This is a genomic window from Spirillospora sp. NPDC046719, from assembly GCF_040645715.1.
In the GTDB taxonomy this organism is placed as follows: domain Bacteria; phylum Actinomycetota; class Actinomycetes; order Streptosporangiales; family Streptosporangiaceae; genus Spirillospora.
This window is the reverse complement of sequence record NZ_JBEYYT010000338.1, coordinates 1-10,705: the sequence shown is the minus strand read 5'-3', so window position 1 is coordinate 10,705 and position 10,705 is coordinate 1. Positions and strand designations below refer to the sequence as shown.

General features: G+C 73.2%; 9 protein-coding genes. 3 read left to right on the top strand and 6 right to left on the bottom strand.

Features of this window, described 5'->3' with window-relative positions:
• Positions 1-54: 54 nt before the first annotated feature.
• Together ABZ914_RS37835 and ABZ914_RS37830 are read right to left on the bottom strand one after the other, a co-directional pair.
• Positions 55-981: an LLM class F420-dependent oxidoreductase gene (locus ABZ914_RS37835; RefSeq protein WP_500199223.1), complete on the bottom strand. Its 927-nt coding sequence runs from the start codon at positions 979-981 to the stop codon at positions 55-57.
• Between the two features lie 44 nt (positions 982-1,025).
• Positions 1,026-2,201 carry a hypothetical protein gene (locus ABZ914_RS37830; protein WP_500199221.1) on the bottom strand — a complete coding sequence of 392 codons (1,176 nt, stop codon included), beginning with the start codon at positions 2,199-2,201 and terminating at the stop codon, positions 1,026-1,028.
• A gap of 215 nt (positions 2,202-2,416) precedes the next feature.
• Between ABZ914_RS37830 and ABZ914_RS37825 the strand changes: the two genes are divergently transcribed.
• Positions 2,417-3,451 carry a glycoside hydrolase domain-containing protein gene (locus ABZ914_RS37825; protein ID WP_500199220.1) on the top strand — a complete coding sequence of 345 codons (1,035 nt, stop codon included), beginning with the start codon at positions 2,417-2,419 and terminating at the stop codon, positions 3,449-3,451.
• Positions 3,452-3,531: 80 nt separating this feature from the next.
• On the opposite strand, the gene ABZ914_RS37820 is transcribed toward ABZ914_RS37825, so the two are convergent.
• From ABZ914_RS37820 to ABZ914_RS37810, 3 genes are all read right to left on the bottom strand, one after another.
• Positions 3,532-4,719, bottom strand: coding sequence for a GNAT family N-acetyltransferase (locus ABZ914_RS37820; protein WP_500199219.1), 1,188 nt, complete (start codon positions 4,717-4,719; stop codon positions 3,532-3,534).
• Between the two features lie 48 nt (positions 4,720-4,767).
• Positions 4,768-6,084 (bottom strand): class I SAM-dependent RNA methyltransferase, encoded by a 1,317-nt coding sequence (locus ABZ914_RS37815; RefSeq protein ID WP_500199224.1) that lies wholly within the window; start codon positions 6,082-6,084, stop codon positions 4,768-4,770.
• A 70-nt stretch (positions 6,085-6,154) separates the two neighbouring features.
• Positions 6,155-8,188 carry an APC family permease gene (locus ABZ914_RS37810; protein WP_387028603.1) on the bottom strand — a complete coding sequence of 678 codons (2,034 nt, stop codon included), beginning with the start codon at positions 8,186-8,188 and terminating at the stop codon, positions 6,155-6,157.
• Between the two features lie 224 nt (positions 8,189-8,412).
• On the opposite strand from ABZ914_RS37810, the gene ABZ914_RS37805 reads away from it, so the two are divergent.
• Both ABZ914_RS37805 and ABZ914_RS37800 read left to right on the top strand, forming a co-directional pair.
• Positions 8,413-9,078: a potassium channel family protein gene (locus ABZ914_RS37805; protein ID WP_151545914.1), complete on the top strand. Its 666-nt coding sequence runs from the start codon at positions 8,413-8,415 to the stop codon at positions 9,076-9,078.
• A complete protein-coding gene (locus ABZ914_RS37800) occupies positions 9,078-9,737 on the top strand; it encodes a potassium channel family protein (protein ID WP_151545913.1) in 660 nt (219 codons plus the stop codon). Before ABZ914_RS37805 ends, ABZ914_RS37800 begins: the two co-directional genes overlap by 1 nt.
• 110 nt (positions 9,738-9,847) lie before the next feature.
• On the opposite strand, the gene ABZ914_RS37795 is transcribed toward ABZ914_RS37800, so the two are convergent.
• Entirely contained in the window at positions 9,848-10,543 is a 696-nt protein-coding gene (locus tag ABZ914_RS37795) for a DUF3159 domain-containing protein (protein WP_433155296.1), read from the bottom strand.
• Positions 10,544-10,705 lie beyond the last annotated feature (162 nt).

Sequence of the window (10,705 nt, the reverse complement as noted above, 5' to 3'; positions counted from 1 at the left end):
GGACCCGGCGCACCGGGTCCGGTACTCGACGAGCGGGCGCCGGAGCGGCGCCGGTCAGACCTTGGCCAGCACCTCCGACGCCAGCAGCTCCAGGTGGTCCAGGTCGCTCAGGTCGAGGACCTGCAGGTAGAGCCGCTCGGCACCGAGTTCCCCGAACCGCCCGATCTTCTCCACGATCTCGGCCGGGGTGCCCGCCAGCCCGTTCTCCCGCAGCTCGTCGACCCGGCGGCCGATGGCGTCGGCGCGGCGCGCGATCTCCGCCTCGTCCCGCCCGCAGCAGACGACCTGCGCGGCGGAGTACACCATCGGCTTGGTCCGCCCCGTGTCCCGGCACGCGGCCCGGACCCGGTCGAACGCGCCACCGGTGTCCTCGACCTGGTGGAACGGCACGTTGTACTCGTCGGCGTAGGCGGCGGCCAGGCGCGGCGTCCGCTTCGGCCCGAAACCGCCGAGGATCACCGGCGGGCCGCCCGCCTGCGCCGGCTTCGGCAGCGCGGGCGAGTCCTTGAGCGTGTAGTGCTTCCCGGCGAAGGAGAACGTCTCCCCGTCCGGCGTGCCCCACAGCCCCGTGACGATCCGGATCTGCTCCTCCAGCCGCTCGAACCGCTCGTTCAGGCTGGGGAACGGGATGCCGTAGTGGACGTGCTCCTCCTCGAACCAGCCCGTCCCGATCCCGAAGTCGACGCGGCCGCCGCTCATCTGGTCGACCTGCGCGACGGAGATCGCCAGCGGGCCCGGGTAGCGGAACGTCCCGGCCGTCACCAGGGTGCCGAGCCGGATCCGGCTCGTCTCGCGGGCCAGCGCGCCGAGCGTGACCCAGGAGTCGGTCGGGCCCGGCTCGCCCGACACGTCCCCCATCTTGGTGTAGTGGTCGGAGCGGAAGAACGCGTCGAAGCCGAGGTCCTCCGCCGCCTTGGCGACCGACAGCAGTGTTTCGTAGCTCGCCCCCTGCTGGGGCTCGGTGAAGATCCGTAGACGCATGGGTCCATCCTCGTACGTCCGCGCCCCTGCCCGCGCCGCGGGACCTACCTCCCGGCCTCCCGCTTGGACTGCGGCGCGCCCGCCTGCGCCTTCTTCGGCGCGTGCTTCGGCGCGTGCTTCGGCGCGTGCTTCGGCGTTCCCTTCGGCGCGTGCTTCTTGCCCCCGGCCTGCTCGGCGTGGCCCTTCTTCACCGGGCTCTTCTTCGCCGTCATCCTGGTGCGCACGGTCGCGGAGTTGTTGCCAGGGCGCGGATCGATGGTCGACGACGTGACCTGCGAGCCGTACTGGAGCACCTTCCCGGCCCGGACGTTCCCGGCCGGCAGCACCTTGAAGCGCAGCGTCCGCGTCTCGCCGGGCCGCAGCGAGCCGACCCCGCACACGAAGCCCCGCCGCTCGGGGACGCACGCGGCGTTCCCGACGAGCAGCCGCACCGGCCCCGACGCGTGGACGAACACGTTCTCGGCCGTGGCCGGGCCCCGGTTGCCGACCTTCAGCTGGTAGGAGATCGGCGCGCCGGCCCGCGCGGTCGCCGGTGCGGTCTTCTGCATGACGAGGTCCGCCGTCCGGGCGACGCGCACCACCGGGAAGCTCGCGGCGGCGCGCATCCCGCGCCACGTCGCCGTCGCGGGGATCCGGAGCGCCTCGTCCGGCCGGGCGCGCCGGGCGACCTTCGCCCGGATCGTCCCGGCGACCGTCTCACCGGGCCGGACGGCGCCGAGATCGCACTCGACCGTCCACCCGCTCACCGCGCAGTCGCGCCGCCCCGACACGAACTCCAGCGACTTCGGCAGCGTCGCGCGGACCACCGCGCGGCCCGCCTTCCCCGGTGCGTTCGCCGTCACCGCGAACGGCCAGTCGTACGTGCGGCCGGGGAGCACGGCCTGGCCGGGACCGCTGGTGTGCAGCCGCACCGACCTGGCCTTCTTCTGCTGCTTGACGGGCTTGCGGTGCGGCGCCGGGCGGGCCCGTCCCTTGCCTTTGCCCTTCCCCTTGCCCTTGTGCCCCTGCCCCTTGCCCTTGCCGTTGTGACCGTGCTCGCCCTCGTGCCCCTTGCCCTCGTGCCCCTTGCCCTGGTGCCCGTGCTGCCCCTTGTGGCCCGACGGGCCCGGGCCGTCGGCCCGCGCGGCCGCGCCCGCGAGCGGCACCACGCCCAGCAGCGGCGCGGCCGCCAGCACCGCGAGCGCCCGCGCGCCGGCGTGCCCCGTCCTCTTCCGCGTCATCCTGAAAACCCCCGTGGCCTGCGTTTACGTAGCGGACAGGTCCGTTGTAGCGAGCGGGAGGTAAAGGCGCTAGCGCAACGTGGGCGTGTCGTGACGGAGAGTCACTTCGGGCGGAGCGGTCCGTTCTGGACGATCCAACCTCGGGAATCTCCTGCGACGAAAAGGGCACAAGCTGTTGAATCGGCAATGACCTGGATCCGAATCATGGAGTTGACATGGCAGTCTTCGGCGTCGACTACGCGTGGGGCCGCCCCGGCGCGTCCGCGCTGAAACGCGCCGGGGCGACGTTCGCGTGCCGCTACCTCTCGCACGACACCACCGGCAAGAACCTGACCCGCGCCGAGGCGGACGAGCTGTCGGAGGCGGGCATCTGGCTGGTGGTGGTGTGGGAGACCGCCGCGAACCGGGCGCTGGACGGCAAGGCCGCGGGGACCGCCGACGCGCAGGCCGCCGCGGGCCAGGCCAAGGCGTGCGGCATGCCCGACGACCGGCCGATCTACTTCGCGGTCGACTGGGACGCCTCGTCCTCCCAGCAGAGCGCGATCAACGCCTACCTGGACGGCGCCGCGTCCGTCCTCGGCCGCGACCGCGTCGGCCTCTACGCCGGATACGGGCCGGTCAACCGGGCGTTCGACGCCGGGAAGATCACCTACGGGTGGCAGACCTACGCCTGGTCCGGCGGCCGGTGGGACGCGCGCGCCCAGCTCCAGCAGTACTCCAACGACCACACCATCAACGGCGTCGGCCTCGACTACGACCGCGCCGTCAAGAGCGACTACGGGCAGTGGCGCGTCGGCGTCTCGCCCAAGGAGGAGAACGACGACATGCCGAGCTACGTGTCCGTCGGCACGACCAAGGAGCAGCAGCTGCCCGCCGGCCAGTGGACCAACGTCAGCTGGCAGCACGACTACGCCGACTCCGAGCACCAGCACAGCGACGCGGGCGGCCCCAGCATCCTGTGGGGCTCCGCCCGCTACGCGCTGACCGCCGCCGTCACGGTCACCGGGGTGCCCGCGGGCACGCTGATCCAGGCCCGTACGGTCGAGGTCGACAGCAAGGACGACAGCAAGGTCACCGGCGGGCCCGTGCAGGACTACGTGTCGGCCGGCGACAAGACCAACATCGTGTACTCGCTGGGCGCCGACACCGTGGGCGACGGCTACCGGGTGCGGTTCCAGGTCGTCCAGCACGGCTCCGGCGCCGCGAAGGTCGCCACCGGAGGAAGCGCCAAGGTCTTCTTCTGGCGCTGATCCGCCCGGCGCCGCCCCGTTGAGCCGCGGCGTGTCGTCGTCATGGAGCGCTCATGGCAGCGGCACGCTGCGGCTCGATCTCAGAAGTCGTCGTTGGTGTAGGGGGCCAGCGGGACGGCGAGGGCGGCGTCCAGGCGCGCGGCGGCGCCCGGCGTGTGCTCGGTGACCGCGCCGATGCGCACCAGCGTGCTCAGCCTGGCGCCGCCGAGGTAGACGGCGCCGAGGTCCGCGACGTCCAGTGACAGGTCCGGCGGGTCGGCGGTGGGCGCGCAGCCGGGCGCGGGCCCGGTCGTCAGCCGCCACCGGCCGTGGTTGGCGGAGATGCGGGCGTCCGCGACGTCCAGCACGAACGCGTCGCCGGACGCCCAGGACCGGGCCCGGAGCGCGGCCGGGACGTCGACGAGCCGCAGCCACAGCGCGCCGTACTCCCCGGTCACCCTGACCTGGTCGGGGTCCGCGGCCATGTGCGGCAGCAGGTCGTCCACCGGGCGGCTCGGCGCCTTGATCCGCGAGGTCAGGTCGATCCCGGCGAGGTACCGCCACAGCGCCGCCTCGACCCGGGCGTCCGCGGCGACGAGGTCCTCCAGCCGGACGGTTCCGTGCCCCGTCCGGTAGATCGCGTAGCCCTCGGGGTGCACGACGACGCGCGGCTCGGTGAGCCGCTCGTCGCTCAGCTCCTCCTCCGGCAGGACGTTGCGGGACCACCACTCCCCGTCGCGCACCAGCCCGCCCGGACGGCGGGACAGGGCGGCCTCGTGGATCGGGCCGAGCACGGCGGGCGCCTCCCCCGGGTCGACCAGCCGCAGCGGCCGCGGGTCGGGCTCGGTGCGCAGGTCCAGCGGGCGGGAGGTGTCGACCTCCAGCTCGGCGGCCCGGTCCGCGAGGCCGAAGCCGTAGCGGCCGTAGATCGCGCCCTCCGACGCCCACAGCACCGCGACCGGGCGGCCCGCGGCGATCGCGTCGGCGTGCATCCGCTCGATCATCGCCGACAGCACGCCGCGGCGGCGGTGCGTCGGCAGCACCCCGACCGCGGTGATCGCGGAGCAGTCGACGGTCGCGCCCGGCACGGCCAGCCGCATCGGCAGCGCGGCGAGCTGCCCCGCCCGGACGTCGCCGGACCAGGCGCCGATCCGCTCGGCGCGGCGCATCAGCCAGCGCCAGCGTTCCAGGTCGCGCTCGCGGATGCGCTGATGGAACACCAGCCCGGAGAAGTCGATCATGCCGTCCAGGGCGTCCTCGGGGACGTCCCTGATCTCCAGATCGGTCATGCGCCCACGGTAACCAGCGCCCGCAACCGGTTTTCCGGGCGCGGCCGGTCAGCCCCTGACCAGCGTCGCGAGGCACTCCACGTGCTGGGTCATCGGGAACGCGTCGAAGGCCCGCAGGGTCTCCAGCGTCCAGCCGCGCTCGCCGAAGTAGCCGAGGTCGCGGGCCAGGGTGGCGGGGTCGCAGGACACGTAGGCGATCTTGCGGCCGGCGAGCCGGGTGATGTGCTCGACGACGTCGCGGCCCGCGCCCGTGCGGGGCGGGTCGAGGACGACGACGTCGGCGCGGCGGACGCGCTCGCCCCGGTGGTGGCCGCCGCCGCGCTTGTTCTGCGTGCGCGAGCCGCCGGAGGCGCGGCCGAACTCCAGGTCGGCGATGATCTCCTCGACGGGGCCGCGCTCGATCGAGACGTTGTCCAGGTCGCGGAGGTTGAACCGGGCGTCCCGGACCGCCTGCCCGTCGGACTCGACGCCGACGACGAGGCCGTCGCGGCCGATCCGGTCGGCGAGGACGCCGGCGAACAGCCCGACGCCGCAGTACAGGTCGAGGGCGATGTCGCCCGGTTTGGGCTCCAGCGCGTCCACGACGGCGTCGGCGAGCAGCTGCGCGGCGCCCGGGTGGACCTGCCAGAACCCGCTGCCGCTGACCTGGAACATCCGCCCAGAGACGCTCTCGCGGACGTACGGCTGGTTCGATCCCGGCTCGGGCTTGCCGCGCACCAGCCGGACCGGGACGTCCAGCCGGGGCACCCGGATCTTGCGGCGGTCCCGGCCGCGGAGCACCACGAGCCGGTCGCCGGTGGTGGCGGACACGATGCCCTCGACGCCGGACGCGCCGGGCCAGCGCTTGCGCTCGATGCCCATCAGTTCGACGCCGGGGTGCGCGATCAGGCACTCGTCGACCGGCTCGATGTCGTGCGAGCGGTGCCGGCGCAGGCCGACCGCGCCGCCGTCGACGGAGAACTGCACGCGGGTGCGCCAGCCGAGCCCCGGCTGCGGCATCACCTCGGCGTCGACCGGGTACGGGACCTCCTCGACGACGACCGTGCGGGTGATCCCGGCCAGCCGGCTCAGCTGCTCCTCGACGACCGCGGCCTTGAGGGCGCGCTGCGCGGGCAGCGAGGCGTGCTGCCAGTCGCAGCCGCCGCAGCGGCCGGGCCCGGCGAACGGGCAGGGCGGCTCGACCCGGTCCGGGGACGCCTCGATGATCTCCACGGCGTCGGCGCGCAGGAAGTTCTTGGTGCGGTCGGTGACCCGGGCCCGCACCCGCTCGCCGGGCAGCGCGTGCCGGACGAACACCACGCGCCCCTCGTGCCGCGCCACGCAGAAGCCGCCGTTGGCGACGTTGCCGATCTCCAGTTCGAGGATCTCGGGGACATCGGGGTCCGAGCCGGTGCCTCGCGAGGGGGACGTGCCCCCCGGGCCGACTCCGTCGGTTTCACTCACGGTCCGCAACACTACCGCCGGACGGGCGCGCTTCGACCCGCGGCGGACGCCGGGACGCGCCCGGCCCCGGCGGCTCCACCCGGCCCTTCAGCCGGTCGGAGGAGTGCAGCTGCCAGGCGACGCTGGTGACCATGACGCCCGGCTGGAACAGCAGCCGGCCCTTCAGCCGCAGCGCGCTCTGGTTGTGCAGCAGCTGCTCCCACCAGTGGCCGACGACGTACTCGGGGATGAAGACGGTGACGACGTCCCGGGGGCTGCGGCGCCGGACGCTCTTGACGTAGGCGAGGACGGGCCGGGTGATCTCCCGGTACGGGGAGTCGAGGATCTTCAGCGGGACCGGGATGTCGAGGGCGTCCCACTCCTCCTGGAGCCGGCTGGACTCCTCGGCGTCCACCGCGACCGTGACGGCCTCCAGGGAGGACGGGCGGGTCGCGCGGGCGTACGCCAGCGCGCGCAGCGTCGGCTTGTGGATCTTGGAGACGAGGACGATCGCGTGGTTGCGGGCGGGCAGCGCCACGTCCTCGCCGGACGGCACCAGCTCCTCGGCGACCCGGTCGTAGTGCCGGCGGATCGCCCGCATCAGCAGGAACAGCAGCGGCATCGCGATGCAGACGATGTAGGCGCCGAGCAGGAACTTGGTGAGCAGCACGACGATCAGGACGATGCCGGTCAGCGTGGCGCCGAAGGCGTTGATCGCCCGGGACGTGCGCATCCGCCGCCGCTGCGCCTGGTCGGTCTCGGTGGCGAGCAGCCGGTTCCAGTGCCGGACCATGCCGACCTGGCTGACCGTGAACGAGACGAACACGCCGACGGTGTACAGCGGGATCAGCCGGCTGACGGACGCGTCGTAGGCGTAGATCAGCAGCCCCGCCATGGTGGCGAGGATGATGATGCCGTTGCTGAAGGCCAGGCGGTCGCCGCGGGTGTGCAGCTGGCGGGGCAGGTACCGGTTCTGCGCGAGCACGGACGCCAGCACCGGGAACCCGTTGAACGCGGTGTTCGCGGCGAGGAACAGGATCAGCGCGGTCATCGTGGTGACCAGCCCGAACCCGACCTCGAAGTTGCTGAACACGGTGTGCGCGACCTGCGCGATCACCGGGTCGGCGTCGGTGACCTCCCGGCCGGTGGCGGGGTTGATCAGGTGGCTGCCCTGGTCGGGCGAGGCGAACTTGGCGTGCGTGATGTAGGCGAACGCGGTCACCCCGCCGAACATCGTCATCGCGACGATCCCGAGCGCCAGCAGCGTCTTGGCGGCGTTCTCGCCCTTGGGCTTGCGGAACGCGGGCACGCCGTTGCTGATCGCCTCGACGCCGGTCAGCGCGGCACAGCCGGAGGAGAAGGCTCTGAGCAGCAGGAACACCAGCGCGAACCCGGCGACGCCCGTCTCGTCCCCGTGGATCTGGTAGTGCGCGGTCTCCGCGTCCAGGTGCGCGCCCGTCACCAGCCGGCCGAGGCCCCACACCAGCATGGCGACGATGGAGAACATGAACAGGTAGGTCGGGATCGCGAAGGCGACCCCGGCCTCCTTGAGGCCGCGCAGGTTCCCGATCGTGAGCAGCACGACGATGCCGATGGCGACGGCCACCTCGTGCGGCTGCATGAACTTCAGCAGCGCGCCGAGGTTCTCCACGCCGGACGACACCGAGACCGCGACGGTCATGACGTAGTCGACGAGCAGGGCGCTGGCGACGACGACGCCCCAGTTCCCGCCGAGGTTGGTGGTGGCGACCTCGAAGTCGCCGCCCCCGCTCTGGTAGGCCCGGACGTTCTGGCGGTACGACGCGACGACGGTGAGCAGGATCACCACGACGGCGGCGGCGACCCAGGGGGTGTAGTGGTAGGTAACGAGACCCGCGGCGGCGAGCGCGAGCAGGATCTCCTGGGGGGCGTACGCCACGGAGGACAGGGCGTCGCTGGCGAAGATCGGCAGCGCGACCCTCTTCTTCAGCAGCTGTTCGTGCTGCTGGGCGCTGCTGAGAGCGCGGCCCAAGATGAGCCGCTTCGCAAGGTCCGGAACCTTTGACACGGAAGGAGAGCCTAGCCCGTCCGCCGAACGCGCTTCCCCGGCCCCGCCTTCTGGGCCACCGGGTAGTGCTCGCCTGGGCGGATGTGTAGTTTTGCAGCCCGGCAGGGATCATTCAGGAAAGCGATCCTCGGGTGCAGCACGGCGTCGGCGGACCGGCGGCGGATGCCGTGCACGGCGCGGGGGGTACAGGGGGGACGTCCCCCTGGACGGAAGAAGGAACGGCCGTGCATATCGTGATCATGGGCTGCGGGCGGGTCGGGTCGACGCTCGCCCACATCCTCGAGGACAAGGGCCATACCGTGGCCATCATCGACCAGAGCCCGGAGGCGTTCCGCCGGCTGCGCAGCGGCTTCAAGGGCCGGCGCATCACCGGGTTCGGGTTCGACCGCGACGTGATCGTCGAGGCGGGCATCGAGAACGCGGACGCGTTCGTGGCCGTCAGCAGCGGCGACAACTCCAACATCATCTCCGCGCGGGTGGCCCGCGAGACGTTCGGCGTCGACAACGTGGTGGCCCGGATCTACGACCCCCGGCGCGCCGAGGTGTACCAGCGGCTCGGCATCCCCACGGTGGCGACGGTCCGCTGGACGGCCGACCAGATCCTGCGCCGGCTGCTGCCCGAGGGCGCCGAGCCGCTGTGGCGGGACCCGACCGGCGCGGTGCTGCTCGCGGAGCTGGACTCCGGGCACCTGTGGGTCGGCGAGAAGGTCGGGGCGCTGGAGGAGCACGCGGACTGCCGGGTGGCGTTCCTGTCCCGGATGGGCGAGGCGCTCGTCCCGGAGCGGAACACGGTGATCCAGGACGGCGACATCGTGCACATCATCGCGCGCGCCGACGAGGTCGAGCGGATCAACGCCGCCGTCGCGGCGCGGAACGAGGAGGGCGCCTGATGCGGGTCGCGATCGCCGGGGCCGGCGCGGTGGGCCGCTCCATCGCCCAGGAGCTGCTGGAGAACGGCCACGAGGTGCTCCTGATCGACAAGAGCCCGAAGGCCATCAAGGTCGAGATGGTGCCGCGCGCGGAGTGGCTGCTGGCCGACGCGTGCGAGATCTCCGCGCTGGACGACGCGGCGCTGGAGCGCTGCCAGGTGGTGGTCGCCTCGTCCGGCGACGACAAGGTCAACCTGGTGGTGTCGCTGCTCGCCAAGACCGAGTACGGGGTGCCGCGGGTGGTGGCGCGGATCAACCACCCGAACAACGAGTGGCTGTTCAACGAGTCGTGGGGGGTGGACGTCGCGGTGTCCACGCCGCGGCTGCTGTCGGCACTGGTCGAGGAGGCCGTCAGCGTCGGCGACCTGGTCCGGCTGATGACGTTCCGGCAGGGCGAGGCGAACCTGGTGGAGCTGACGCTGCCCGACAACGCGCCGCTCGGCGGCGAGCGGGTCGGGTCGGTGAGCTGGCCGCGCGACACGGCGCTGGTGGCGATCCTGCGCGAGGGCCGGGTGCTCGTGCCGACGCCGGACGACACCCTCGAACCAGGCGACGAGCTGATGTTCGTCGCCAGCCAGGACGTGGAGGACGAGCTCGCGGAGCTGCTCGGGGGCCGGTAGGCCGCCAGGAGCGGAGGGGGCGGGCCGTCCGGCCCGTCCCCGCGCTGCGGTCGGCGGCGGGCCGTGGCGGGCGGTGCGGGGGCCGGTGGTTCAGGCGCGGGGCCGGTGGTTCAGGCGCGCTCGGGCTCGTCGGCGTCCTCGCCGGCGGGGAGCGGGGTGCGGCCGCGGGCGAGCAGCCACACCATCGTGGCGAGCGCGGCGACCTGCAGCGGCCAGCCCATGATGATCTTCGCGGGGCCGAGCAGCCCGCTCTGGTCGCCGGCGGCGAGGTAGATCGGGTACTGGACGGCGACCCGCAGCGCGCACGGCAGCACCAGCAGCCAGGTCAGCCGGGAGCACAGCCGCACGATGCCGGGGTCGGACCGCCAGGCGGTCGGGTCGCCGGTGACGGAGCCGATGATGAACCCGACGATCGGCCACCGCACCACGATCGAGAAGATCATCGCGGCGGCGTAGCCGGCGTTCAGCATGATGCCGGGCAGGAACGCGTCCTCGGCCTTGCCGGAGCGCAGCGCGAAGAACGCCGCGATCGCGATGCCGACGAGGCTGTTCAGCACGAACTGGACGCTGGTGCGCTGCGCGACGCGGAGCGCGAGCAGCACCACGGCCGCGCCGATCCCGACGCCGACGGCGAGCTTGATGTCCTTGGCGGCGACGTAGGTCGCGGTGAAGCCGATGGTGGGGACGGCGGCCTCGATCATGCCGCGGACGCCGCCGAGCGCCTTGCTGAGCTGGGCCCGCACGGCGGCCTCGACGGTGTCGTGGGCGTCGCCCGGGGCGGCGGTCGCCCCGGAGGACTCCGTCACGGGGGCGGGCGCCGTGTCGGGCGCCGCGTCGGGCGCAGGGGTGTGCGCGGGGCCGCCGGGCGCCGCCGCGGGGCCCCCAGCGCCGGCCGCCGACACAATCGCATCCCCTACCCACACAACGCACACCACGCCCAAACCCAGCGGGGCGACCTCCCCACCCCC

Excerpts from the sequence above, each read along its gene's own strand:
- ABZ914_RS37825 (WP_500199220.1), top strand. The coding sequence starts at position 2,417 with ATGGCAGTCTTCGGCGTCGACTACGCGTGGGGCCGCCCCGGCGCGTCC.
- ABZ914_RS37820 (WP_500199219.1), bottom strand. The coding sequence starts at position 4,719 with ATGACCGATCTGGAGATCAGGGACGTCCCCGAGGACGCCCTGGACGGC.
- ABZ914_RS37830 (WP_500199221.1), bottom strand. The coding sequence starts at position 2,201 with ATGACGCGGAAGAGGACGGGGCACGCCGGCGCGCGGGCGCTCGCGGTG.
- ABZ914_RS37800 (WP_151545913.1), top strand. The coding sequence starts at position 9,078 with ATGCGGGTCGCGATCGCCGGGGCCGGCGCGGTGGGCCGCTCCATCGCC.
- ABZ914_RS37835 (WP_500199223.1), bottom strand. The coding sequence starts at position 981 with ATGCGTCTACGGATCTTCACCGAGCCCCAGCAGGGGGCGAGCTACGAA.